General features: G+C 70.0%; 18 protein-coding genes and 1 pseudogene. 15 read left to right on the top strand and 4 right to left on the bottom strand.

Annotated elements, in window-relative coordinates; all coding sequences use genetic code 11:
• The first annotated feature begins 144 nt into the window (after positions 1-144).
• From ACIBCK_RS08150 to ACIBCK_RS08120, 7 genes are all read left to right on the top strand, one after another.
• Positions 145-1,437, top strand: a complete 1,293-nt coding sequence (locus ACIBCK_RS08150) for an ABC transporter substrate-binding protein (protein ID WP_399387875.1) — start codon at positions 145-147, stop codon at positions 1,435-1,437.
• A gap of 46 nt (positions 1,438-1,483) precedes the next feature.
• Positions 1,484-2,419, top strand: coding sequence for a carbohydrate ABC transporter permease (locus ACIBCK_RS08145; RefSeq protein ID WP_399387874.1), 936 nt, complete (start codon positions 1,484-1,486; stop codon positions 2,417-2,419).
• 21 nt (positions 2,420-2,440) lie between these two features.
• Positions 2,441-3,268, top strand: a complete 828-nt coding sequence (locus ACIBCK_RS08140) for a carbohydrate ABC transporter permease (protein WP_399387872.1) — start codon at positions 2,441-2,443, stop codon at positions 3,266-3,268.
• Positions 3,265-4,314, top strand: a complete 1,050-nt coding sequence (locus ACIBCK_RS08135; RefSeq protein ID WP_399387870.1) for a LacI family DNA-binding transcriptional regulator — start codon at positions 3,265-3,267, stop codon at positions 4,312-4,314. Before ACIBCK_RS08140 ends, ACIBCK_RS08135 begins: the two co-directional genes overlap by 4 nt.
• A 56-nt stretch (positions 4,315-4,370) precedes the next feature.
• Positions 4,371-6,305 carry a cellulase family glycosylhydrolase gene (locus tag ACIBCK_RS08130; protein ID WP_399387868.1) on the top strand — a complete coding sequence of 645 codons (1,935 nt, stop codon included), beginning with the start codon at positions 4,371-4,373 and terminating at the stop codon, positions 6,303-6,305.
• Positions 6,302-8,602, top strand: coding sequence for a glycoside hydrolase family 3 N-terminal domain-containing protein (locus ACIBCK_RS08125; protein ID WP_399387866.1), 2,301 nt, complete (start codon positions 6,302-6,304; stop codon positions 8,600-8,602). Before ACIBCK_RS08130 ends, ACIBCK_RS08125 begins: the two co-directional genes overlap by 4 nt.
• Before the next feature lie 96 nt (positions 8,603-8,698).
• Positions 8,699-9,217 (top strand): methylated-DNA--[protein]-cysteine S-methyltransferase, encoded by a 519-nt coding sequence (locus ACIBCK_RS08120; RefSeq protein ID WP_399387864.1) that lies wholly within the window; start codon positions 8,699-8,701, stop codon positions 9,215-9,217.
• Here the strand turns inward: ACIBCK_RS08120 and ACIBCK_RS08115 are convergent.
• On the bottom strand, positions 9,214-9,981 hold the full coding sequence (locus tag ACIBCK_RS08115; RefSeq protein ID WP_399387862.1) for an IclR family transcriptional regulator: 768 nt from the start codon (positions 9,979-9,981) through the stop codon (positions 9,214-9,216). The two genes, ACIBCK_RS08120 and ACIBCK_RS08115, sit on opposite strands and share 4 nt — an antisense overlap.
• A 256-nt stretch (positions 9,982-10,237) precedes the next feature.
• Between ACIBCK_RS08115 and ACIBCK_RS08110 the strand changes: the two genes are divergently transcribed.
• The 8 genes and pseudogenes from ACIBCK_RS08110 to ACIBCK_RS08075 all read left to right on the top strand — a co-directional run.
• A complete protein-coding gene (locus tag ACIBCK_RS08110; protein ID WP_399387861.1) occupies positions 10,238-11,398 on the top strand; it encodes a mandelate racemase/muconate lactonizing enzyme family protein in 1,161 nt (386 codons plus the stop codon).
• The gene (locus tag ACIBCK_RS08105) at positions 11,395-12,432 is read left to right on the top strand and encodes a zinc-binding dehydrogenase (protein WP_399387860.1); all 1,038 of its coding nucleotides are present in this window, start codon (positions 11,395-11,397) and stop codon (positions 12,430-12,432) included. The genes ACIBCK_RS08110 and ACIBCK_RS08105 overlap by 4 nt, the downstream gene beginning before the upstream one ends.
• Before the next feature lie 94 nt (positions 12,433-12,526).
• A complete protein-coding gene (locus ACIBCK_RS08100; RefSeq protein ID WP_399387858.1) occupies positions 12,527-13,495 on the top strand; it encodes a hypothetical protein in 969 nt (322 codons plus the stop codon).
• Between the two features lie 3 nt (positions 13,496-13,498).
• Complete coding sequence (gene chvE / locus ACIBCK_RS08095) at positions 13,499-14,620, top strand: multiple monosaccharide ABC transporter substrate-binding protein (protein WP_399387856.1); 1,122 nt, start codon at positions 13,499-13,501, stop codon at positions 14,618-14,620.
• Positions 14,617-16,176, top strand: coding sequence for a multiple monosaccharide ABC transporter ATP-binding protein (mmsA, locus tag ACIBCK_RS08090; protein ID WP_399387854.1), 1,560 nt, complete (start codon positions 14,617-14,619; stop codon positions 16,174-16,176). Before chvE ends, mmsA begins: the two co-directional genes overlap by 4 nt.
• A 10-nt stretch (positions 16,177-16,186) precedes the next feature.
• On the top strand, positions 16,187-17,416 hold the full coding sequence (gene mmsB, locus ACIBCK_RS08085) for a multiple monosaccharide ABC transporter permease (protein ID WP_399387852.1): 1,230 nt from the start codon (positions 16,187-16,189) through the stop codon (positions 17,414-17,416).
• A 33-nt stretch (positions 17,417-17,449) separates the two neighbouring features.
• Positions 17,450-18,604 carry an aldose epimerase family protein gene (locus ACIBCK_RS08080; protein WP_399387850.1) on the top strand — a complete coding sequence of 385 codons (1,155 nt, stop codon included), beginning with the start codon at positions 17,450-17,452 and terminating at the stop codon, positions 18,602-18,604.
• Between the two features lie 39 nt (positions 18,605-18,643).
• A pseudogene (locus ACIBCK_RS08075) lies at positions 18,644-19,633 on the top strand (glycoside hydrolase family 43 protein); the annotation flags it as partial.
• 77 nt (positions 19,634-19,710) lie between these two features.
• On the opposite strand, the gene ACIBCK_RS08070 reads toward ACIBCK_RS08075, so the two are convergent.
• Genes ACIBCK_RS08070 through ACIBCK_RS08060 form a run of 3 tightly spaced genes read right to left on the bottom strand, consistent with a single transcriptional unit; the run spans position 19,711 to position 25,027 of the window.
• Positions 19,711-19,929, bottom strand: coding sequence for a pectate lyase (locus tag ACIBCK_RS08070; RefSeq protein WP_399388879.1), 219 nt, complete (start codon positions 19,927-19,929; stop codon positions 19,711-19,713).
• Positions 19,875-22,145: an alpha-xylosidase gene (gene yicI, locus ACIBCK_RS08065; protein WP_399387848.1), complete on the bottom strand. Its 2,271-nt coding sequence runs from the start codon at positions 22,143-22,145 to the stop codon at positions 19,875-19,877. Before yicI ends, ACIBCK_RS08070 begins: the two co-directional genes overlap by 55 nt.
• Positions 22,142-25,027 carry a glycoside hydrolase family 3 C-terminal domain-containing protein gene (locus tag ACIBCK_RS08060; protein WP_399387847.1) on the bottom strand — a complete coding sequence of 962 codons (2,886 nt, stop codon included), beginning with the start codon at positions 25,025-25,027 and terminating at the stop codon, positions 22,142-22,144. Before ACIBCK_RS08060 ends, yicI begins: the two co-directional genes overlap by 4 nt.
• Between the last annotated feature and the right edge of the window lie 29 nt (positions 25,028-25,056).

The raw sequence follows: 25,056 nt of genomic DNA, 5'->3' as shown, positions 1-25,056 counted from the left end.
GCCCGGATTGCCGCATTCGCCGGAAGATTCACGGTGCGCAACAGGGCATTGACCGTTCGGCGAAGCCCTCCTACGCTCCTCGCACCCCCGCAGGTATATCGATTAACCCCTGGTTGTCATCGTCCTGGTTGGAGACATCCCGCTGTGCGCTCAACGATGAGTCGGCGCGGCTTCCTCGCCGCAGGTTCAGGCCTGGCCGCCGCCACCACCCTGCCCGCCGTCGCCGGCTGCTCCACGCTGGCGTCGGCGGATTCCGATCCCGACACACTCGTGGTGCACAGCCAGCTCGGCACCACCGCGCCGGGCTCGCCCACGTATCTGTCCGCCCTGAACACCTTCCGGGAGGAGAACCCGGGCCTGAAGGTGAAGAACCTCGTCAACGGTGACGACCTCGCGCAGGTCTACGAGACCTCACGGCTCGCCCGCAAGGAGCCGGACGTCGTCATGGTGAACCTCTACGACAAGACGCTGGCCTGGACCGATGTCGGGGCCACCGTCGACGTCAAGGGGTACATGGACGACTGGGGGCTGCGAAAGCGCGTCCTGCCCGTCGCCCTGGACGCCTGGACCGACGGCAAGGGACGGCTTCGGGCCTTCCCGTACTTCGCCACCAACTGGCCGGTCGCCTACAACACCGCGCTGCTCGGCAAGGCCGGTGTCGACGCGGTCCCCACCACCGGCGACCAGCTGATCGCCGCCGCCCGCAAACTCCGCGCCAAGGGCATCGCGCCGGTGACCGTCGGCGGCAACGACTGGACGGGCCAGAAGCTCCTCGCGCAGATCATCCAGACCTTCCTCTCCCCCGACGAGGCGCGAAAGGTGTTCACGAGCGGCGACTTCAGCGGCAGCCGGGGCGCCCGCGACGGCATCGAGTACTTCACCGCGCTGCGCGACGCGGGTGTCTTCGCCGACAAGGCGCAGGGCCTGACGTCCGACACGATGACGACGCAGTTCAACACCGAAGCGGCGGCCATCCAGTCCGCGATGTCGTCGGCACTGGCGAAAGTCCCGGAGAAGGTCGCCCGGCACACCGAGGTCGGCGGCTGGCCGCTCGCGCCGGACGCCGCACACGCCAAACCGACGATCCTGCGGACGTACACCCTGATCGGTTTCTGGATCAGCCCGAACGGCACGAAGAAGCTCGACGCGGTCGAGAAGTTCCTGCGCTTCATGTACCGGCCCGACACCGTCTCGCGGTTCATCAAGGAGAGCGGGCGCGACATGGCCCTGCGCTCCGACACGCTCAGCACGGACTTCCCGCTGGTCGCCGACGCGCAGAAGCTCGGCGACGACGTCAGCGAGGCCCTGCTGCCCGACGTATACGTCCCGCCGGCCGCGACGCAGCCGCTGATCACCGCGACCAGCACGGCGTTCACGCGCGGCACGAGCCCCGCCAAGGTGCGTTCCGTGCTCGAAGCCGCGTACCGCACCGCATGAGCCGCCGTCCGTCCGAGCTGCCCGAGCCTTCTGGGAGTCACCCGAGATGACGACAACGATGTCGACGCCGGGCGGGACCGAGGTCCGCCCCGCTGCCCCCGCCGAGCCCCCGACCCGCAAACGCCGCCAGGAAGGCGGCACGATCCTCGCCGTCCCCGCCCTGGTCTGGTACCTGGTCTTCATGGTCGGGCCGATGATCGCGATCTTCGTGATCGCGGCCCTGCGCTGGCCGGGCATGCTCCAGCCCGTCTCGTTCGCCGGGTTCGACAACGTCCGTACGGTCCTCGACGACCCGGTGTTCTGGGACGCCGTGCGCAACACGGCGGTCCAGCTCGCCGTAGCGCTCCCGATCATGATCGTGTGCGCGTACATGCTGGGCTACTACGTGGCGCAGAAGCCGCCGGGGCACCGTGTCCTGCGCTACCTCCTGTTCATACCCGGCCTGATCTCCACCCCGGCCAAGGCAATGGTGTTCTACGCCGCCCTGTCCCCCGACGGACTGGTCAACGGCGCGCTGAAGTCGGTGGGGCTCGGCTCGGTGACCGATGCCTGGCTGGCCTCTCCCTCGACGGCGCTCGGCTGTCTGATCGTGCTCGACATCTGGGGCGGGATCGGCTTCACGGCCGTTCTGTTCGCCGCGCGGCTCGGCAGTGTGCCCGAGGAACTCGGTGAGGCGGCACAGCTGGACGGCGCCGGGCACTGGCGGACGATGTGGCGCGTGCACTTCCCGGTCATCCGGGAGTACGTGGGCGTGGTGACGATGCTGCAGTTCCTCTGGACGTTCTTCGGGTCGGCCCAGCACGTCCTGCTGCTCACGCAGGGCGGGCCCGGCAGCTCGTCGACCACGCTGTCGTTCCTCGTCTACCAGAAGGCGTTCATCGCCGCCGACCTCGGCTACAGCCAGACCGTCGGCGTGATCCTCTTCCTGGTCGGTCTCGTCGGTCTGCTCACCATCCGCCGCGCGTTCCGCCAGAACTACTGACCCCGATCGGAGCCGGTCACCTTGAAGCACGGAAAGTCCTGGCTGCCCGCGCACATCCTGGCGTGGGCGTACGCGGCGCTGCTCGTCGTCCCCCTCTACTACCTGCTCGCCTCGGCCTTCAAGACCAACGAGCAGATCTTCGCAAGCCCCTTCTCGCTTCCCACCTCGCTGTCCTTCGGCAACTTCGGCACCGCCTTCGAGAGCGCCGATCTGGGGCTCGCGGTCGTCAACTCGGCTCTGGTGACGGCCTTTTCGCTGGCCCTGACGCTGGCCCTGGCGATTCCGGCCGCCTTCGCGATCGCCCGTGCGACGGGCCCGCTCGGCGCGTTCGTGGAGAAGGTCTTCTCGCTGGGCTTCCTCATCCCGACGTTCGCCGCTCTCTTTCCGACGTTCCTGCTCGCGGCGGCCACCGGTCTGTTCCACACGCGCATGTTCATGGTGCTCTTCCTGCCCGCCACCGCGATGCCGCTGTCCGTCGTCATCCTGGTGCAGTTCATGCGGACCATCCCCAAGGAGATGGAGGAGGCGGCGCGGATGGACGGCGCCTCCACCTTCGCGGTCCTGCGCCACGTCTATACGCCGATGTGCCTGCCCGGCATCGCGACGGTGCTGCTCCTGAACTTCCTGACCTTCTGGAACGAGTATCTGTACTCGCTCGTGATCATCGGCCCCGACCCGTCCCAGCGCACCGTGCAGGTCGCCCTGCCCACCCTCAAGTCCCTGACGGGGACGGATTACGGGGTGCTGACCGCCGGTACGGTACTGACTCTCGTACCGGTATGGGCCGTCTACACGGTGCTGCAGAAGCGGATGCAGCAGGCCCTCGTCAGTGGGGCGGTGAAGATGTGAGCGGGTCGGAAGCATCCCGGAGGGACGGCGGCGGGCGCCCCACGATCAAGGCCGTCGCCGCGGCGGCCGGGGTCTCCACGGCGGCTGTCTCGCAGGCCTTCAATGCCAAGGGACGCATCTCGGAGGCCACCCGGCGCCGCATCCTGGACGCCGCAGCCGAGCTCGGCTGGTCGCCCAGCGCGACGGCCACGGCGCTGCGCAGCGCAAGGACCCGCACGCTGGCCCTCGTCGTGCGCCGCCCCACCGACGTACTCGGCGCGGACCCGCACTTCGGCGAGCTGATCACCGGTCTGGAGGGCGAACTCGCCCCGCGCGGCTACGGCTTGCTCCTCCACCTGGTCACGGACGTGGCGGAGGAGAGCGCGCTGTACAAACGCCTGGCCGCCGAGGGCCGCGTCGACGGCGCCGTCCTGACCGACGCCCGCGCCGACGACCCTCGCCCGCCGCTGCTGCGCGGTCTGGGTCTGCCCGCGGTGCTGCTCGGCGCGCCCCACCCGGACACACCCGTGCCCACCGTGGGTCTGGGCGACCAGGGCGCCGGCATACACGAAGCCGTCGACCACCTCATGGGGCTCGGCCACCGGCGCATCGCCTATGTGTCGGGGCCCGGCGAACTGCTGCACACCGGGCAGCGCCGCGCGGTCTTCGAAGAGACGTTGCGGAGCAAGGGACTTGACCCCGCCGCCGTCCTGAGCACCGACTTCTCCGAGGCGGCGGCCGTCGCCGCGACCGAGGAGCTGCTCGGCATGGCGGAGCGTCCCACCGCCGTCATGTACGCGAACGACTCCATGGCGGTGTGCGGTATCGGAGCCGCTCAGCGCTCCGGCCTTCGCGTCCCGGACGACCTGTCCGTCGTCGGCTACGACAACCTCCCGATCGGCCGCTGGCTGCATCCGCGGCTGACGACCGTCGACCAGCAGGTGCAGCGGGTCGGCGCGGCTGCCGCGCGGGCGCTGCTCGCCCAGTGCGGTGAGGACGTGCCGCACGTTCCTCTCGACGACCGGCCCCGCCTCGTCGTCCGCGAGTCGACGGGGCCCGCCTCGTGACCATCAAGCACCTCTGAGTACCTCTTCACCCCCGTACGGAAAGACCTGAGTACCCCATGCGACGCCACAGCGCCCACCTCACCCATGACTCCGCCGTCCTGCCCTGGATCGGCGCCAACTTCTGGTCCCGCACCGGCGGTCCGCTGATGTGGCGGAACTACGACCCGAAGACGGTCCGCGAGGAACTGGCCGTGCTGCGCGAGCACGGCCTGACGATGACCCGCTCGTTCTTCTACTGGCCGGACTTCCACCCCGAGCCGCACCGCATCGACGAGGAGCTGTGCGAGCGCTTCCGTGACTTTCTCGACGCGCACACCGAGTTGGGGATGGGGACGGTGCCCACCTTCATCGTCGGGCACATGTCCGGCGAGAACTGGGACCCGGCGTGGCGCGGGGGCCGCGACCTCTACGAGGACGTGTGGCTGGTCGGCCGCCAGGCGTGGTTCGTGTCGCAGATGACGCGCCGCTTCAAGGACCACGCGGGGGTCACCGGCTGGCTCATCACCAACGAGATGCCGGGCTACGGCCGTATCTACCAGGTGGATCCGCCGTCGAGCGACGTCGTCACCGCCTGGGCGCAGTTCATGTGCGACGCGGTGCGCGCCGCGGGCGGCACACAGCCGGTCTCGCTCGGCGACGGCGCGTGGGGCATCGAGGTGACGGGCCGCGACAACGGTTTCTCGCTGCGGGACACCGCCGAGTACGTCGATTTCGTGGGCCCGCACGTGTACCGCTCCGACACGGACCGCGTGCGTCAGCACTACCGCGCCGCCTTCGAGTGCGAGCTGGCAGCGGTCACCGAACAGCCCGTGATCCTGGAGGAGTTCGGCCTCTCGACGGACACCGTGTCGGCCGAGAACGCGGGGATCTACTACCGCCAGACGCTCCACAACTCCCTCCTCGGCGGCGCGACCGGCTGGATGGCGTGGAACAACACCGACTACGACGACCTGTGGGACCAGTCGCCGTACGACCACCACCCCTTCGAGATGCACTTCGGCATCACGGACAACACCGGCGCCCCGAAGACCCCGCTCATCGAACTCCACTCGTTCTCACGCGTGTTGGAGCAGGTCGACTTCGCCCGCTGCCGCCGCTCGGACGCGGACGCGGCGCTCGTCGTGCCCGCGTTCCTGGAGCGCGGCTACCCCTACAGCCGCCCCGCCGACCGGCCCCTGATCTTCACCTCCCTCCATCAGGGGTACGTCGCCGCGCGCGGGGCCGATCTGCCGGTGGCCCTCACGCGGGAGGCGGACGGGCTCCCGGGAGAGGCCGCGCTGTATCTCCTGCCGTCCACACGGCAGTTGACGACCCGGACGCGGCGCGAGCTGGAGCGGCGGGCCCGCGAGGGCGCCACCGTGTACCTGTCGTTCTGCTCCGGTGAGCACCCCGGGACGCGCGGCCCGTGGTTCGACGGCCTGGACGGACTCTTCGGGGTCGAGCTCCAGCTCTCTTACGGGGTGGCCGAACCCATCGAGGACGACGTTCTCGATCTGACGTTCACCGAGGAGTTCGGCGGCATCGCGGCGGGCGAGACACTGCGCTTCCCGGTGGCGGGCAACGAGGACAGCCGCGCCTACCTGCCGGTCATCCCGACGGGCGCGCGCGTCGTGGCGAAGGACGCGCACGGCCGCCCGGCACTGCTGGTGAACGAGACGGGACGCGGCCGCACGGTCCTTGCCACCTACCCCCTGGAGCACATGGCCGCCCGCACGGCCCGTATCAACCCGGAGCAGACGCACCGGCTGTACGCGGCGCTGGCTCAACTGGCGGGCGTGAAGCGCCCGGTGACGGTCGACGACCCGTACGTCTCGGCGGACGTCCTGGTGCACGAGGACGGGCGGCGGTTCGTGTGGCTGGTCGGCCAGTCGGACGAGGAGCTGACGGTGCACCCGGCGGTGGACGGCTCGCTGCACGACCTGGAGACGGGAGAGGCGGTGGAGGAGGTGCGGCTCGCCCCGTTCGGCGTGCGCGTCCTCGAACAGCGATGAGCGCGCCGCTGTACCGGGATGCCGCCGCCCCGGTCGCCGAGCGGGTGCGGGACCTGCTCTCCCGGATGACGCTCACCGAGAAGGTGGGCCAGGTCAACCAGCGGATGTACGGCTGGGACGCCTACGAGCGCACGGCGGACGCCTGGGAAGGCCACCGCCTGACGGAGGCCTTCCGTGCCGAGGTCGCCGCGTTCGACGGGATGGGCGCGCTGTACGGACTGCAGCGTGCCGACCCGTGGTCGGGGGTGGCGTTCGCCGACGGCATCACGGCGGCGGACGCGGCGCGGGTCGCCGACTCGGTGCAGCGGCACGTCGTCTCCCACACCCGGCTCGGCATCCCGGTACTCCTGGTCGAGGAGGTCCCGCACGGCCACCAGGCCCTGGACGGCACCGTCCTGCCGGTGAACCTCGCCGTGGGCGCGACCTGGGACCCGGATCTGTACGAGGCCGCGGCGGCGGGCGCGGCGGCCGAGCTGCGCGCCAGGGGCGCCCACGTCGCGCTCGTCTCGGCGCTGGACCTGGTGCGCGACCCGCGCTGGGGCCGCGCGGAGGAGTGTTTCGGCGAGGACCCCTACCTGGCGGCGCGGTTCACCCAGGCTCTGGTGCGGGGCATGCAGGGGGACGGCACCTCGTACGCCCCGGACCGGGCCGCGGTCGTCCTCAAGCACTTCGCCGGGCAGGGCGCGACGGTCGGCGGGCGCAACAGCGCGGCCACGGAGCTGGGACCGCGCGAACTCCACGAGATCCACCTGGTCGCGGCGCGGGCGGGGATCCGCGCCGGAGCCGCGGGCGCCATGGCCGCCTACAACGAGTACGACGGTCTGCCCTGCGCGGCCAACCGTGAGCTGCTCACCGGTCTGCTGCGCGAGCGCTGGGGATTCACCGGCCTGGTCATGGCCGACGGGTGCGCGCTCGACCGCCTCGTACGCCTCGCCGGTGACCCGGTGGCGGCGGGCGCGCTCGCCCTGCACGCGGGCACGGATCTGAGCCTGTGGGACGGCTGCTTCCCGCGGCTCGCGGAGGCGGTGGAGCGGGGCCTGGTCTCCGAGGACGCCTTGGACGCCGCGGTCACCCGCGTCCTGACGCTGAAGTTCCGTCTGGGTCTCTTCGAGCGGCCCTACGTCGGCGGGGAGCCCCGCGAGAACTCACATGCCCTGGAGGAGTTGAGCGAGCGCCTGGCCCGCGAGTCCGTCGTCCTCCTCAGCCATGACGGGGCGACCCTCCCCCTGGCGGCTGCTCCCTCCCGCATCGCCGTCATCGGCCCCAACGCCGACTCGCTCCCCCAGCAGCTCGGCGACTACACCGCGCCGCAGCGCCCCGGCACCGGGCTCACCGTCCTCGACGGCATCAGGGCGGTGGCGCCGCCGGGCGTCGAGGTGACGTACGCGCGAGGGTGCGATCTCGTCGGCGGCGACCGGGGCGAGATCGCGGACGCGGTGGCGCTGGCCGCCGGCGCCGACACGGCCGTGCTCGTGCTCGGCGGGTCCAGCGCGCGGGAGGCCGACACGCGCTTCGACAGCAATGGGGCGGCGCTCGTGGCATCCGGCGCCCCGGCGGGGATGACGTGCGGCGAGGGAGTCGACCTTGCCGAACTGAGTCTCCCGTCAGCCCAGTTGGCGCTGCTCGACGCCGTGGCCGCCACTGGCACTCCCGTCGTCGTGGTCCTCGTCCAGGGGCGGCCGCATGCCGTGCCGGAGCTTTCGGGGCGGGCCCGTGCCGTGCTCTCGGCCTGGTATCCGGGGCCGTGGGGCGGGCGGGCGCTCGCCAACGTGCTCTTCGGGTGCGCGGAGCCCATGGGACGCCTGCCCGTCTCCGTGCCGCGTTCGGCGGCCCAGCTCCCGGTGTTCTACAACGCCAAGGATCACGGCTACCGGGGCTACGTCGACCAGCCCGCCACCGCGCTGCACGCCTTCGGCCACGGGCTCTCGTACACGACCGTCGAGTACGGGGAGCCCCGGCTCTCGCGCGCGGAGGCCCCGGTCGGCGATCCGGCCCTCACCTGCTCGGTCACCGTGCGGAACACGGGCGAGCGTGCCGTGCGGGAGACCGTGCAGCTCTATGTGCGCCGCCTCTCGGGGTCCTGCTCCTGGCCGCGCGTCCGTGAGCTGCGCGGTTTCGCCCGCGTGGACCTGGCCCCCGGCGAACGGGCCGAGGTCGCCTTCGTCGTCGAGGCGGATACCCTGGCCTCGCTGGACCGCGCACTTGAGTCCGTCGTGGAGCCCGGCGAGCTGCTGTTGGAGACCGGACCTTCGTCCGACCGCACGAACGGCGCCTGTCTGACCCTGACACCCTCATGAGCGCCACGTCCGATTCCCGCCAGCCGCGCGCTCCCGCACCCCGCAGAATTGGGGACGTCACCGGGGTCAGGTCGCCGGGGTAAGAGGGAGCATCTGATGAGCAAGGTCATGGCCAAGGCCGTCTACACGACCGTCGAGAGCCCGCTGGGCGAGCTGCTGCTGGTCGGCGAGGAGTCGGCCACCGCGTCCGGCGGCACCGCGCTGGCCTCGCTGTCCCTGCCGGGGCAGAAGGGCGGCGTCGTCGTCCAGGACGGGTGGGTGCGCGACGACGAGGCCTTCGCCGTGATCGCCGGGCAGCTGTGCGCGTACTTCGACGGGACGCTGACGCGTTTCGACATCCAGTACGCGAGCGGCGTCGGCACCGACTTCCAGCGGCGGGTCTGGCAGGCCCTCGACACCCTCCCGTACGGCACGACCACCACGTACGGGAAGCTCGCCGAACAGCTCGGCCTCTCGCGCATGGCGGTCCGCGCGCTGGGCACGGCGATCGGGCGCAACCCGCTGCTCGTCGTCCGCCCCTGCCACCGGGTCATCGGTGCCGACGGCTCGCTGGCCGGGTACGCGGGCGGCCTCGAGGCCAAGCGGCGGCTGCTGGACCTGGAGTCGGCGCACTAGCGTCCCCGGTGGCCGAGGCGCTCCGAGAGGTCGTCCGCGCCCTTGGCGGCAAGCTCCGCCAGTTCCTGTTCACGCTGCTCGCTCCAGCGGATCATCGGCACGGAGATGGAGAGCGCCGCGACGACGTGGCCCGCGCTGTCACGGACCGGGGCGGCCACGCAGCTGACGTCCGGGTTCGACTCCCGGTGTTCGGCCGCGACACCGCGCTCCCTGATGTCGACGAGCGCGGCGAGCAGTGCGTCCGGCTCCGTGATGCTGTTCTGCGTCATGGCCACCAACTCCCGCCCCGCGAGCCGGGATTCGAGCTCCGTCTGCGGCAGTGAGGCGAGCAGCATCTTACCGACCGACGTGCAGTGGGCGGGCAGCTTGCGGCCGGCGGCGGAGACCATGCGCACGGCGTGCGTGGAGTCCACCTTGGCGATGTAGATGACGTCCGTGTCCTCAAGGACCGCCACGTGGACCGTCTCGTCGCAGGTCTCGGCGACCTCGCGGGCCACCTGCTGGCCCTCGGCGGCCAGATCGAGCTGCTCGGCGTACCGGCTGCCGAGCTGATAGGCGCGCACGCCGAGGCGGTAGCGGCCCGTCTGGTCCGGGATCTGGACAAGGTACGAACGGGCGGCGAGGGTGGTGAGCAGTTCGTGCACGGTGGTGCGCGGCAGCTGGAGTCTGCGGGTGACCTCGGGGGCGGACAGTGTCCCGTCGCCCTCCAGGAACAGCTCCAGTATGTCCAGCGCCCTGGTCACCGCGGGAACGAGTCGTCCCATGGTCGGCCTCCCACCCGTGCGGCCGAAATCGCGTCCGCGTCAGGCCTGCAGATGCGTCCGAAACTTCGGTCAACGATCGATATGACGAACACAGGCTAGACACAGCGACGTTCGATGCGCAACGGCCCCGAGGGGCGCACCCGCGAACCCAAGAGCGTTTCGCTCGACCCATTGACACCCTGCCGCCTGCGTGAATACGGTCACGCCAACATTTCGAACGTGTGACGAAATACCGAACAACCAAGGGGCAACTGCCTTGCGTATTACGGGAATCAGCACGCACGTGGTGGGAACGCCGTGGCGTAATCTCACCTACGTCCAGGTCCACACCGACGAAGGGCTCACCGGCGTCGGTGAGACCCGCATGCTCGGCCACACCGACGCACTGCTCGGCTACCTCCGCGAGGCGGCGGCCAATCACATCGTGGGGTCCGATCCGTTCGCGGTCGAGGACCTCGTGCGCAGGATGAAGTACGGCGACTACGGCCGGGCCGGCGAGATCGTCATGTCGGGCATCGCCTGTGTGGAGATGGCCTGCTGGGACATCAAGGGCAAGGCGCTCGGGGTGCCGGTCTGGCAGCTCCTGGGCGGCAAGGTCACCGACAAGGTCAAGGCGTACGCGAACGGCTGGTACACCACCGAGCGCACTCCGGAGGCCTACCACAAGGCCGCGCAGGCCGTGATGGAGCGCGGCTACCGCGCCCTGAAGATCGACCCGTTCGGGACCGGTCACTACGAGCTCGACCAGGCGGGCACGTCGTACGCGGTCTCGCTCATCGAGGCGGTGCGGGACGCGATCGGTCCGGACGCCGAGCTGATGCTGGAGATGCACGGACGGTTCAGCCCGTCCACCGCCGTGCGCCTCGCGCGGGATCTCGCCCCGTTCAAGCCGGCCTGGCTGGAGGAGCCGGTGCCGCCGGAGAACCTCAAGGCACTGGAGAAGGTCGCCGCCAAGGTGGACATGCCGATCGCCACCGGCGAGCGCATCCACGACCGGATCGAGTTCCGCGAGCTCTTCGAGTCCCAGGCCGCCGACGTCATCCAGCCTGACCTCGGTCACATCGGCGGCATCCTGGAGACGCGCAAGCTGGCGGCGACCGCGGAGACTCACTACACGCTGGTCGCCCCGCACAACGTCGGCGGCTCGGTGCTGACGGCGGCATCGCTCCAAGTCGCCGCCTGCACGCCCAACTTCAAGATCCTGGAGCACTTCAACGACTTCGCGGACGCGGAGATCAAGAAGGTGGTCAAGGGGGCGCCGCAGGTGGTCGACGGCTACTTCGAGGTGTCGCACGAGCCGGGCCTAGGTGTCGAGCTCGACACGGACGCGGCAGCCGAGTTCCCGCAGCAGCAGGCTCGGTTCGACCTCTGGGCCGAGGGCTGGGAGAAGCGCGCCCCCAAGGCGGCCGCGAAGTGAGCACCGACTCACACGCGCTCACCGGTTCGCGTGCGATCGTCATCGACCGGCCGGGCTCGCACCGGCTCACGGTCGGGTCGCGGCCCGAGCCGGGACCCGGTGAGGTCGTGGTCCGGGTGGCCGCCGCCGGGATCTGCATGAGCGACCGCGAGGTGTACGAGGGTCGTCGCGACGCCGCCTACGTCCGCTATCCCGTGGTCCCCGGGCACGAGTGGTCCGGCACCGTCGAGGCCACCGGCGCGGGCGTCGACCCGGCCCTCGTCGGGCAGAAGACGGTCGCGGAGGGGTTCCGTGCCTGCGGCACCTGTGAGCGATGCCGCGAGGGCGAGACGAGCCTGTGCGGCGGCGGATACGCGGAGACCGGCTTCACCGAGCCCGGCGCCTTCGCCGACCACGTCGTCGTACCCGCCCGGTTGTTGCACCTCCTACCCGCCGACGCGGACCTGGCCGCCGCGGCCCTGCTCGAACCCGCCGCGGTGATCGCGGGCGCGGTACGGACGGGGCGGCCGATGCCGGGCGAGCGGATCGCGGTGGTCGGCGCCGGCACCCTCGGAATGCTCGCGGTGCAGCTGCTCGCCGCCTCGTCGCCCGGCGAACTCGTCGTGGTCGACCCGCGGGCCGAGCGCGGCCGCCAGGCGCTGGACTTCGGGGCGAGCGAAAGCCTGACGCCCGCCGAATCGGAGGCGTACCACGGCCGTTTCGACCTGGTCGTGGAGACCGCGGGCGCGCCGAGCACGGCCGCGGCCTCCTGCCTCCTCGCACGCAGGGGCGGCCGGGTGGTGCTGACCGGCATGTTCACGCCGGGCGCCGTCGGCATCGATCCGGTGCATCTCTCGCTGAGTCAGCTTCAGGTGCGCAGCGTCTTCGGCGCACCGTCCTGCGCCTGGTCGGACGCGGTCCGCGCGTTCGGGCTCGGACTGCTCGACCCGGCGCCGCTCATCACGCACGAGTTCCCGCTGGAGCGGTTCGGCGAGGCAGTGGCGCTGGTCGGCGGCGGCGACCCGAAGACCGGGAAGGTGCTGCTCCGCCCCTGAGACGCCCCCGCGGACCACGTGAAACGCAGCGCCCTTGAACCGACCGACGTACGAAATATCGAACACAGCGGAATTCACAGCGTATGGGAGCCCCGTGACCAGCCCGTCAGCACCCCGCCGCCCCGGCGTCGACGCCCTCGCCCGCATCGGGCACCCCGTACCCGCCGTCGACCCGGCCGACACGTCGCCGCACGCGTTCCCCGACGGCGGCACCTGGCGCACCGAGATCCCCTCCGTGGAGGGGCCCGAGGCGCTCGCCGTCGTCCTCAAGGAGAGTTCACGGCTCGACGTCCCAATTCACCGCATCAGCCAGGGCAGCGGCATCTGGATGCTCTCGGACGACGAGATCACCGAGATGGTGGAGGCCTGCGCCGAGCGGGACATCGAGCTCTGCCTGTTCACCGGGCCACGCGGCACCTGGGACATCGGCGCCGCGACCCGCACCGACTCCGGCGGCGCCGGTCTTCGCTCGCGCGGCCATGACGCGCTCGCCGGGTGCGTCGAAGACGCCGTACGGGCAACGGAGTTGGGGGTGCGTTGTCTGCTCGTCGCCGACGAGGGCGTGCTGTGGACGCTGCACCGGCTGCGCGTCGCGGGCGTGCTTCCCGCCGACACGACCTTCAAGGTGTCGGCCCTGATCGGCCCGGTCAACCCGGCCTCCTACGCGGTCCACGAGCGGCTCGGCGCGGACTCCCTCAACATCCCCTCCGACCTGACCCTGGACCACCTCACGGAGATCCGCCGGGCCAGCCGTGCCCCGATGGACCTGTACGTCGAGGCGCCCGACGACCTCGGCGGCTACGTCCGGATGTACGAGGCGGCCGAGCTGATCAGGCGCGGCGCCCCGCTCTACCTCAAGTTCGGCCTGAGCAAGTCCCCCGGCATCTACCCCTACGGTGCCCACCTGCGCGACCACACCCTGGCCACCGCCCGTGAGCGGGTCCGCCGCGGTCGTCTCGCCCTCGACCTGCTGGTCCGGCACGGCGCGGACGGCGGGATGTCCCCGCTCGGCGCACGGCTGCCCGGCGAGCTCCAGCGCTTCCCCGTCCCGGAAGAGGACTGATCCATGACCGACCGCACCTCCAGAAAAGTGCGTCTCACCGCAGCCGCGGCCACCGTCGTCCTGCTCGGCTCCCTGACCGCCTGCGGCCAGGAGGCCCTGGGCGGCAGCCGCTACAAGCCGGACGAGGGCAAGGGCAGCACCATCGGACTCGCCATGCCCACCAAGTCATCCGAGCGGTGGATAGCCGACGGCAACAACATGGCGAAGCAGTTCGAGAAGGCCGGGTACAAGACCGATCTGCAGTACGGCGACGACAAGGTCGAGAACCAGATCGCCCAGCTGGAGAACATGATCACCAAGGGGCGCAGTCTCCTGGTGGTCGCCGCCATCGACGGCTCCGCCCTCTCCGAGGTCCTGCAGCGCGCGGCGGACGCGGACATTCCCGTGATCTCGTACGACCGCCTCATCCTCGGCACGGAGAACGTCGACTACTACGCGTCGTTCGACAACGAGCGCGTCGGCCGCCTTGAGGCCCAGTACATCGTCGACAAGCTGAAGCTGGGCAAGCCCGAGAAAGGCGGCGACGCGCACAACATAGAGCTGTTCGCGGGCTCGCCGGACGACAACAACACCAAGTACTTCTGGAACGGCGCCATGAAGGTGCTCCAGCCGTACTTCGACAGCGGCCAGCTCGTCGTCCGCAGCAAGCAGACGAAGATGAACCAGGCCACCACGCTGCGCTGGGACGGCGGCACCGCGCAGAAGCGCATGGACGACCTGATCAGCAAGAACTACGGCTCCGCGAAGGTCGACGCGGTCCTGTCGCCGTACGACGGAATATCGATCGGGATCATCTCCGCACTGAAGAGCGCGGGGTACGGCTCCAAGAGCCAGCCGCTGCCGATCATCACGGGGCAGGACGCGGAGCTCGCTTCGGTGAAGTCCATCATCCGCGGTGAGCAGACACAGACGGTGTTCAAGGACACCCGCAAGCTGGCCGCGCAGACGGTGTCCATGGGTGACGCGGTCCTGAACGACAAGAAGCCCAAGGTCAACAACACCAAGGACTACAACAACGGCAAGAAGACCGTGCCGTCCTTTCTCCTCGACCCGGTCAGCATCGACAAGTCCAACACCCAACTCCTCGTGGACGAGGGCTACTTCAAGGCCGGACAACTCTCATGAGCGGCCCCGTACTGGAGATGCGCGGCATCACCAAGACGTTCCCCGGCGTCAAGGCGCTCTCCGATGTGAACCTGACCGTGGGCGCCGGGGAGATCCACGCGATCTGCGGCGAGAACGGCGCGGGCAAGTCGACGCTCATGAAGGTCCTCAGCGGCGTTCACGAGCACGGCAGTTACGACGGCGAGATCCACTTCGAGGGCCGGCAGGTGGCCTTCAAGGACATCCGCGCCAGCGAGAAGCACGGCATCGTGATCATCCACCAGGAGCTCGCGCTCGTCCCGTACCTGTCCATCGCCGAGAACATCTTCCTCGGCAACGAACAGAGCACCCGCGGCTTCATCGACTGGAACGACACGCTGCGCAGGGCGAGCACGCTGCTCAAGCGGGTCGGTCTGAGCGAGAAGCCGCAGACTCCGGTCGCCGACATCGGTGTGGGCAAGCAGCAGCTCGTGGAGATCGCCAAGGCCCTGTCGAAGGAGGTGAAGCTGCTCATCCTCGACGAGCCGACGGCCGCCCTGAACGACGAGGACAGCGCGAAGCTCCTCGACCTCATCCTGGAGCTGCGCGATCAGGGCATCGCCTGCATCATCATCTCGCACAAGCTGAACGAGATCAGGGCGATCACCGACTCCGTGACGATCCTGCGCGACGGGCGGACCATCGAGACCCTGACGGTCCGCGAGACCCCCACGTCCGAACCGCAGGTGGCCGAGGACCGCATCATCCGCGGCATGGTCGGCCGCGACCTCGACCACCGCTTCCCCGACCGCACGACCTACGAAGGCGATGATGCGGGCTCCCTCGCCCTGTCCGTGAGCGGCTGGACGGTACGGCATCCGGTCGACCACCAGCGCAAGGTCGTCGACGACGTGTCGCTGACCGTGCGGCGCGGCGAGATCGTGGGCATCGCGGGCCTGATGGGCGCGGGCCGCACGGAGCTCGCGATGTCGGTCTTCGGGCGTTCCTACGGGCAGTACGTCGCGGGCACGGTGGCCGTCGGCGGGCGCCAGGTCGTGACGAAGACCGTCCCCGCGGCGGTCGACGCCGGGATCGCGTACGTCACCGAGGACCGCAAGCAGTACGGCCTCAACCTCATCGACAACATCAACCGCAACATCTCCCTGGCCTCGCTGCCGGGCATGCGGCGCAAGGACGGCTTCGTCGACGAGCACCGCGAACGCTCCGTCTCCGAGCGTTACCGCAAGTCGATGAACATCAAGGCACCCACCGTGTTCGAGCAGGTGGGGCGGCTCTCCGGCGGCAATCAGCAGAAGGTCGTCCTGAGCAAGTGGATCCACGCCGACCCCGAGGTCCTGATCCTCGACGAGCCGACGCGCGGCATCGACATCGGCGCGAAGTACGAGATCTACACCGTCATCGACAAGCTGGCGGCCTCGGGCAAGGCGGTGCTGTTCATCTCCTCCGAACTGCCCGAGCTGCTCGGGATGTGCGACCGGATCTACACGATGGCCGAGGGCAGGCTGACCGGTGAGGTCGACCGCGCGGACGCCACCCAGGAACTCCTGATGCGCCACATGACCAAGAACAGAAGCTGAGGCATCCGCCATGACCACCACGACCACGCCACCGAGCGACACGTCGTCGAAGCCGTCCGCCAAGGAGTCCGCCGGGGCTCTGCTGCTGCAGAGCGTGCGCTCCAACATGCGCCAGTACGGCATGCTCGTCGCCCTGGCCTTCATCGTCATCCTGTTCCAGATCTGGACCGACGGCACGCTGCTCCTGCCGAACAACGTGTCCAACCTGATCCAGCAGAACGGCTACATCCTCATCCTGGCCATCGGCATGATGATCGTCATCATCGCCGGCCACATCGACCTGTCCGTCGGCTCGCTGGTCGCCTTCGTGGGCGCCATGTCCGCGGTGATGATGGTCAAACACGACATGCCGTGGGTGCTCGCGCTCGTCCTCTCGCTGCTGATCGGCGCGGTGGCGGGAGCGTGGCAGGGCTTCTTCATCGCCTACGTCGGCATCCCGTCGTTCATCGTGACGCTGGCCGGGATGCTGCTCTTCCGCGGTCTCACGCAGATCGTCCTGGAGGGCCAGTCGCTCTCGCCGTTCCCCGAGGGCTTCCAGAACATCGCCAAGGGGTTCATCCCCGAGATGGGCCCGTACACGCAGTACCACAACCCGACGCTGGTGCTGGGTCTGGTGACGGTCGCCTTCCTGCTGTTCCGTGAATGGCGCAGCCGCAAGCAGCAGCTGGCGTACGACCTCGACGTGATGCCGACGGGCCTGTGGGTGACCAAGCTGGTGGCGATCTCCGCCGCCGTCATCGCCTTCACGCTGACTCTCGCCAGCTTCCACGGCGTACCCGTGGTCCTCCTCATCATGTGCGGCCTGCTCATCACCCTCGGCTATGTGATGCGCAACGCGGTCGTCGGCCGCCACGTCTACGCGCTCGGCGGCAACAAGGCGGCGGCGAAGCTGTCCGGCGTCAAGGACAAGCGCGTCACCTTCCTGATCTTCGTCAACATGGGTGTGCTGGCCGCCCTCGCGGGCTGTGTCTACGCGGCGCGACTGAACGCGGGTACCCCGCAGGCGGGCCTGAACTTCGAACTGGAGGCGATCGCCGCCTCGTTCATCGGCGGCGCGTCGATGAGCGGCGGCGTCGGCACGGTGATGGGCGCCGTGATCGGCGGCCTGGTGCTCGGCGTCCTGAACAACGGCATGTCCCTGGTCAACATCGGCACCGACTACCAGCAGGTCATCAAGGGTCTGGTGCTGCTGGCCGCGGTCGGCTTCGACGTCTGGAACAAACGCAAGGTCGGTCGTTAGTCCTCTCCCCAACCTCCCTGTCTGGAGCCGCACATGGAAACGAGCAGACGTACCGTCCTGGCCTCGGCCGCTGCCGTGGGCCTCACCGTTGCCGGCGCGGGCGCCTCGTACGCGTCACCGGGTTCCGGCCGTACGCCCACCAAGGAACTCTTCGGCAAGCTGGCCGACGGCACCAAGGTGTACCGCTGGTCCCTCGCCAACGGCGGCACCCGGATGAAGGTGCTTTCGTACGGCGGTATCGTGCAGTCCCTCGAACTCCCGGACCGCCACGGCCGGTACACCAACGTCTCCCTCGGCTACGACACCATCGAGGCGTACGTCGCCGGGACCACCTTCTTCGGCGCGCTGATCGGACGCTACGGCAACCGCATCGCCAAGGGCCGCTTCACCCTGGACGGCAGGACCCACCAGCTCTCCGTGAACGACGGTGAGAACAGCCTGCACGGCGGGGCCAAGGGCTTCGACACGCGGGTGTGGGACGTGGAGCCGTTCGCGGACTCCACGGGCGTGGGTCTCGTCCTGCGGTACGTGAGCGTCGACGGCGAGATGGGTTATCCGGGGACCCTTCGCGTGAAGGTGACGTACACCCTCACCGCCCGCGGCGACTGGCGCATCGACTACGCGGCGACCACGGACAAGGCCACCGTGGTGAACCTGACCAACCACACGTACTACAACCTCGCGGGCGAGGGCAGCGGCGACATCTACGGCCACGAACTCGCCCTGGCCGCCTCCCGGTTCACGCCCACCGATGCCGGTCTCATCCCGACGGGCGAGCTTGCGAAGGTGGCGGGCACGCCGTTCGACTTCCGGCGCGCGAAGACGGTCGGCGAGGACATCCGGGTCTCGCACGAGCAGCTCGTCACCGCCAAGGGCTTCGACCACAACTGGGTCCTGGACAAGGGCATCACCAAGCGCCCCGAGCACTTCGCGGCGCTGCGGGACGCGGAGTCGGGGCGCACCCTGAAGATCGCCACGACCGAGCCGGGCGTGCAGTTCTACTCCGGGAACTTCCTGGACGGCACGCTCACCGGGCCTTCGGGACGCACCTACCGGCAGGGCGACGGCCTGTGCCTGGAGACCCAGCACTTCCCGGACTCCCCCAACCAGCCGAAGTTCCCCTCGACGGTGCTGCGCCCCGGCCAGACCTACCGGTCCAGCACGGTGCACACCTTCTCGGCGCGCTGAGCCGTGCGCCCGAGAATTCTGATCCCGCTCCTGGCCCTGATGGCCGGTCTGCTCTCGGCGCCCGCGCACGCGGAGCCGGCCCATGCCAAGCAGAAGTACGCGGGCTACCTGTTCAGTTACTTCACCGGCGAAGGCACCGCGGACGGCGAGCAGATCCGCATGGCACTCAGCCACGGCAACGACCCCACCCAGTACCGGGAGTTGAACGGCGGCAAGCCGGTGCTGACCTCGCAGCTCGGCACCAAGGGGCTGCGCGATCCGTTCATCATCCGCTCCCCGAAGGGCGACAAGTTCTACCAGATCGCCACCGACCTGCGGATGTACGGCGGTAGCGGCGGCAGTTGGGACCAGGTGCAGCGCACCGGCAGCAGGTCCATCATGGTGTGGGAGTCAACCGACCTGGTCCACTGGACCGACCAGCGCCTGGTGAAGGTCGCCCCGGACACGGCGGGCAACACCTGGGCCCCGGAGGCGTATTACGACGAGAAGCAGAAGGCGTACGTCGTCTTCTGGGCCTCCAAGGTGTACGCCGCCGACGATCCGGGCCACACAGGGTCGACGTACAACAAGATGCTGTACGCGACGACGAAGGACTTCCGCACCTTCAGCAGGGCCAAGGTCTGGAACGACCCGGGTTACTCGGTGATCGACTCGACGGTGGTCAAGGACGGCCGCGACTACTACCGCTTCACCAAGGACGAGCGTGACCCGGCTTCGGGCACCCCCTGCTCGAAGTTCATCACCGCGGAGAGGTCGCGGAGCCTGACGGACACGTCGTACGACTTCGTGGCCGACTGCATCGGCAAGGGCGTCATCGACCGAGGTGAGGGGCCCGCGGTGTTCAGGTCCAACACCGGGGACAAGTGGTACATGCTCATCGACGAGTTCGGCGGGCGCGGTTACGTCCTCTTCGAGACGACGGACCTCGCGTCGGGCAAGTGGACCGAGACCAAGAACACCGGCCTGCCCCCAGGGGCCCGGCACGGCACGGTCCTGCCGGTGACGCGGGCCGAGTACGACCGGCTGCTCGGCACATAGGCATCCGCGCTCCTGACAACTGCTCTGCGGCACGGCCCGATGCGGGCCGTGCCGCAGAGCCGTGTCCGCTACTTGTAGCTGATGTCCGCCGACGTGAACTTGCAGCGCTTGCCGTAGGGGCCCGTGCCTGTCTTGGGGGGGTCGGCGCCGTTGGACTGGAAGACCTTGTCGTCGGCCTTCTTCGCGCCACCGCCGTAGACGGTGTACGTCGAGCCCGTCGACGTCCCCTTGCTTACATGTCCTTGTCGCCGCCGACCGCCGAAGTGTTGCCGCCCAGGTCCGGCCAGTCCGCCGCCGTCCGCACCGCGAAGGGGCGTGCGCTCCCCTCCACCGTGACCTTGACCTCCGCGCCGTCCCGTGCGGCGCGGAATACGGCCGCGGGCCGGCCCGCCAGGTCAGGCACGGTGATCTGCGTACCGTCCGGTGTGTCCGGAGTGACCAGGAGCGTGAGGTCCTGGAGCCAGTCGCCGTCCGCGCGCCGGGTGTCGGCGCCCAGCGGGAGCAGCGCGCCGGGGCGCACATACAGGGGGAGGCTGTCGAAGCCGTGGGTCTCCCGGCGCCAACCCGGACCTTGGACCGTCTCGCCGGTCAGGAGGTGGGTCCAGGTGCCTTCGGGCACGTAGAACTCGACGTCGCCCTCGGCGGTGAAGACCGGGGCGACCAGGAGGTCGGGGCCGAGCATGTACTGGCGGTCCAGGGCGCGGCATGCGGGGTCGGCCGGGAATTCCAGGAGCATCGGGCGCATGACGGGGACGCCCGTGCGGTGGGCCTCGACGGCAGTGGCGTACAGGTACGGCATGAGGTGGTGCTTGAGCCGTGTGAACTTCCGGGCCACCTCGACCGCCTCGTCGCCGAAGGCCCACGGCACCCGGTAGGAGACGTTGCCGTGCAGCCGGCTGTGCGAGGACAGCAGTCCGAAGGCGAGCCAGCGTTTGAAGACCGCCGGGTCCGGGGTGCCCTCGAAGCCGCCGATGTCGTGGCTCCAGAAGCCGAAGCCGGACAGCGAGAGGGAGAGGCCGCCGCGCAGCGACTCGGCCATGGCACCCAGCGAGGCGAAGCAGTCGCCTCCCCAGTGCACGGGGAACTGCTGACCGCCGGCCGTCGCGGAGCGGGCGAAGAGGACGGCTTCCCCGGGGCCGCGTTCCTTCTCCAGGAGTTCGAAGACCGTGCTGTTGTAGAGCTGCGCGTAGTAGTTGTGCATGCGTGCGGGATCTGAACCGTCGTGCCAGACCACGTCGGTGGGGACGCGTTCGCCGAAGTCCGTCTTGAAGCAGTCGACGCCCTGGTCGAGCAGGGTACGCAGGTGGCCCGAGTACCACTCGCGGGCGGCCGGGTTGGTGAAGTCCACGAGCGCCATGCCGGGCTGCCAGAGGTCCCACTGCCAGATGTCGCCGTTCGGCCGTCGGACGAGGTAGCCCTCGGTGGCCGCCTCGGCGAACAGTGGGGACTTCTGCGCGATGTACGGGTTGATCCACACGCTGACCTTCAGGCCGCGTTCGCGGAGCCTGCGCAGCATGCCCTCGGGGTCGGGGAAGACCTCGGGGTCCCAGCGGAAGTCGGTCCACTGGTACTCGCGCATCCAGAAGCAGTCGAAGTGGAAGACACCGAGGGGGAGGTCGCGCTCGGCCATGCCGTCGACGAAGGCCGTGACGGTCTCCTCGTCGTAGGGCGTGCAGAAGGAGGTCGTCAGCCACAGGCCGAACGACCAGGCGGGCGGCAGCGCGGGGCGGCCGGTCAGCGCGGTGTAGCGGCGCAGGACGTCCTTGGGGGTGGGGCCGGCGATGACGAAATACTCGATCGACTGGTCCTCGACGCTGAACTGGACCTGCCCGACGGACTCGGAGCCGATCTCGTACGAGACCCTGCCGGGGTGGTTGACGAAGACGCCGTAGCCCCGCGAGGAGAGGTGGAAGGGGATGTTCTTGTAGGCCTGCTCACTGCTGGTGCCGCCGTCGGCCTGCCAGATGTCGACGTTCTGGCCGTTCTTGACGTACGGGGTGAAGCGTTCGCCGAGGCCGTAGATGTACTCCCCCACACCCAGGGCGAGTTGACCGATCATGTGGTGGCTGCCGTCGGGGGCGGTGGCGAAGCCGGTGCCCCTGCGCTCGACGGCCGTCAGCCGCCGCCGGTCGGCGTCGAGGAATTCCAGGCCCCAGGGTTCGTCGCTGTCGAGGCGTACGGTGAGCGGTCCGCTGGTGAGTTCGGTGACCGTGCCCTCGCGCTTCACGCGCCCCGCGCCTTCGGTGGCGTTCAGGCCGAACTCCGGTCCGTGCGCCGCCTTTCCCGCGTGATGTGTCGCCCGTACGCCGATCACGCCCTCGGCGGGCGAGAAGCATTCGACGGTGACGAGCGGCGTGTTGAGGGTGTCGCCGCGCTCGCGGACCCGGTGGACGGCGGCGTACGCGGTGAACCGTCCTTCGCCTTCGCGCACCTCGCGCACGTCTGTCGCGTACGAGGCGCGCACCCCGTCGCGCATCAGCCAGAAGCCGTCGGTGAACTTCATGCGGTCTCCCTCGGCCGGGCGGTGGTGTCGGTGGTACGGGTGGTTGCGGTGAAGGTGAGCCGGGCGAGCCGCAGGGGGCCGCGCAGCCGCACGCGCAGATCGCGCACTCCGGAGACGGTGAAGCCGGAGGTGAGTGTGGCGTAGTCGTAGGGGCCGCCGGTCGCGGGGACGGTGACGGTGGTGGCGGTGCTGCCCGAGATGAGGTCGACAGCCCCGGACCCCGCGGCCTCGACCGACACGCCGCTCACTCCCTCGCCGAAGTCGCAGGCGCGGAAGAGGAGTTCCCCCGTTCCGTCGTCCAGTGACCGTACGGCGTCACCCGATGTCCTGGCGCGGTCCACGATCTCGGTTCCGTGCTGTTCGTCGTAACCGGTCGCCGCGAGACCCGCACCCCGCACCGGCCTCGCGGCGATCGGGTCCCCGTCGATGTCCACGGCGGTGCTGAGCCGGATGTCGGCGCTGGAGGCCCCGGCCTGGATCTCGTACGCGCCGGGAGCCAGGGCCCAGCGGTCGTGCCGCACGTCCCAGAACCCCAGGTCGGCCACGGGCAGTTGGAACTCCAGACGGCAGGCGGCACCGGCCGCGAGATGGACGCGGCGGTGTGCGGCGAGCTGTCGGTGCGGCAGGGCGAAGAGCGAGGCGGCTTCCCGGGGCGCCCGCGTGTAGAGCTGAGCCACCTCGTCCGCGGCGCGGGACCCGGTATTGGTGACGGTGAACGCGACGTGCAGCCGCTCCCCTTCGCGGGCGGCCACCAAGTCCTCGTACGCGAAGGAGGAGTAGCCCAGGCCGTGCCCGAAGGGGTAGAGCGGGGTTTTGTCGAAGTAGAGGTAGGTCTGCCGGGAGCCGATGATGTCGTAGTCGAGCAGGTCCGGCAGGTCGGTGTCCGCGGCGTACCAGGTCTGCGGGAGGCGGCCGGCCGGGGACACGTCACCCGCGAGCACCCGGGCGAGTGCGGAGCCCGCGGCCTGGCCGCCGTGCGCGGTCCACAGCAGTGCGGGGAGCTGGGCGTGGGCGTCGGCGACCGCGTACGGGTAGGCGGAGACCAGGGCGAGGGCGGTGCGGGGGTTGGCGGCGCGGGCGGCGCGCCACAGCCGTTCCTGGTGGGGCGGCAGGGCGAGCGTGGTGCGGTCCTCGGTCTCGCGGCCGTTGATGTGCGGGTCGTTCCCGGCAACGACGATCACCGTGTCGGCCCGTGCGGCGGCACGAGCCACTGCGTCCTCGCCGCGCTCCAGGATCTCGACGGTGAAGAGCTGCGGCTCGTCGGCAACCTTCACGCCGTCGGCGGCGACAGAGACGTACCCACCTGTCCCTGTGTGCGCGATGAGGTACCCGTCCCCGTGGTCGACCAGCGTGAATGTCTCCTGTACGACCCAGCCGCCGGGCTGGTCCGCCGACGCGCGCACGAAGCCGTCGTCGGCGACCGAGAGGTAGCGGCCGTCGGGGGCGCGCAGGGTCCAGGCGCCGCCTCCCCAGTCGACGAGGGCGAACTCGGTGGGCTCGGGGCCGCAGGTCAGCGGCGGCAGGTCGGTGCGGCCCGCGAGCAGCGCCGGGTCCAGGGCGATCCCGGCGCCGTCGGCACGCTCGCCCTCCTCGTGGTGCGGCACCTGGAGCCAGCCGTCCGCGCACTTCAGGCGCACCCGGTCGACGCCTTCGGTGAAGGTGACCCTGTCCCCGCCTTCGGCGCCGAAGCGCTCGCGCAGTCCGTCGAGGGGGGTGCTGCGGTGGATCAGGGTGCCGCTGTACCAGTCGGTCTTGCACGCGTCGGCGAGGAGTCCGACGACCGCGATCCGGGTCCCTTCGTCCAGCGGGAGCAGCCCGTCGTTCTTCAGCAGGACGACGGCCTGCTCGGCCGCCTCCTGGGCGAGCGCGCGGTGTCCGGGGGTGTCGAAGGCGTGCGACGCCGGGTCCGCGAACGGCCCCTGGCCGGGGTCGAACTCGCCGAGCCGGAAGCGGACGGACAGCTGACGGCGCACCGCCGTATCGATGTCGTTCTGGCTCAACAGACCCTGTGCCAGGGCCCGTTGTATGCGCCCGGTGATGATGCTCGCGTCGGTGCCGTGGTCGGTGAAGCTGTCCACGCCCGCGACGAGCGCCGCCGCGGTGGCCTCCTCGTGGGTGTCGAAGTACTTCTCGGAGTCCACGAGGTTGCTGGGTGCGCCCGCGTCGGAGCAGACAAAGAGATCCTGGTCGGTCCAGGTGCGCAGGTGCTCGCGGAGGTAGGGCGAGAGGTGGTTGGGGCGGCCGTTGACCAGGTTGTACGCGGGCATCACCCCGGCCACGGAGCCCGCCTCGACGGCGGCGCGGAAGGCCCGCAGATCGTACTCGTGCAGGACGCGCGGGCGCACGGAGGCGGACGACGTGTCCCTGCGCGTCTCGTTGTTGTGGGCCAGCCAGTGCTTGAGCACGGGGGCGGTGCGCCAGTGGTGCGGATGGTCGCCGCGCAGGCCCCGGGTGTACGCGACGGCGATCGCGGAGGTGAGCCGGGGGTCCTCCGAGTAGCCCTCCTCGTTCCTGCCCCACAGCGGGTGGCGCAGGAGGTTCACGGTGGGCGCCCAGAGGTTGAGGCCGACGCGGTCGTCCCGTGCGCGCATGGCGCGCGCCTCGGTGGCGACGGCCTCGCCGATGCGGCGGACGAGGTCGTCGTTCCAGGTGGCGCCGAGCCCGACGGCCTGCGGGAAGACGGTGGCGGGGCCCATCCAGGCGACGCCGTGCAGGGCTTCCTGTCCGGTGCGGAACGGGGCGATGCCCAGTCTTTCGACGCCGGGCGTGAACTGGTGCAGGAGCGCGACGCGTTCGTCGGTGGTCAGCCGGGACAGCAGGTCGTCCACGCGCTGGTCCAGGGGCAGTTCGGGGTCACGGAAAGGCGGCGGGCTTGCGGTCACGTGCGGGTCCCCTTGGCGAGCGGTGGGCA

It is taken from the genome of Streptomyces sp. NPDC051218 (assembly GCF_044455475.1).
GTDB lineage: Bacteria > Actinomycetota > Actinomycetes > Streptomycetales > Streptomycetaceae > Streptomyces.
This window is presented reverse-complemented; position numbering and strand designations above follow the sequence as displayed.

Coding starts and splice junctions, on each gene's coding strand:
- ACIBCK_RS08115 (WP_399387862.1), bottom strand. CDS start 9,981: ATGGGACGACTCGTTCCCGCGGTGACCAGGGCGCTGGACATACTGGAG.
- yicI (WP_399387848.1), bottom strand. CDS start 22,145: ATGAAGTTCACCGACGGCTTCTGGCTGATGCGCGACGGGGTGCGCGCC.
- ACIBCK_RS08125 (WP_399387866.1), top strand. CDS start 6,302: ATGAGCGCGCCGCTGTACCGGGATGCCGCCGCCCCGGTCGCCGAGCGG.
- mmsB (WP_399387852.1), top strand. CDS start 16,187: ATGACCACCACGACCACGCCACCGAGCGACACGTCGTCGAAGCCGTCC.
- ACIBCK_RS08120 (WP_399387864.1), top strand. CDS start 8,699: ATGAGCAAGGTCATGGCCAAGGCCGTCTACACGACCGTCGAGAGCCCG.
- ACIBCK_RS08080 (WP_399387850.1), top strand. CDS start 17,450: ATGGAAACGAGCAGACGTACCGTCCTGGCCTCGGCCGCTGCCGTGGGC.
- mmsA (WP_399387854.1), top strand. CDS start 14,617: ATGAGCGGCCCCGTACTGGAGATGCGCGGCATCACCAAGACGTTCCCC.
- chvE (WP_399387856.1), top strand. CDS start 13,499: ATGACCGACCGCACCTCCAGAAAAGTGCGTCTCACCGCAGCCGCGGCC.
- ACIBCK_RS08145 (WP_399387874.1), top strand. CDS start 1,484: ATGACGACAACGATGTCGACGCCGGGCGGGACCGAGGTCCGCCCCGCT.
- ACIBCK_RS08130 (WP_399387868.1), top strand. CDS start 4,371: ATGCGACGCCACAGCGCCCACCTCACCCATGACTCCGCCGTCCTGCCC.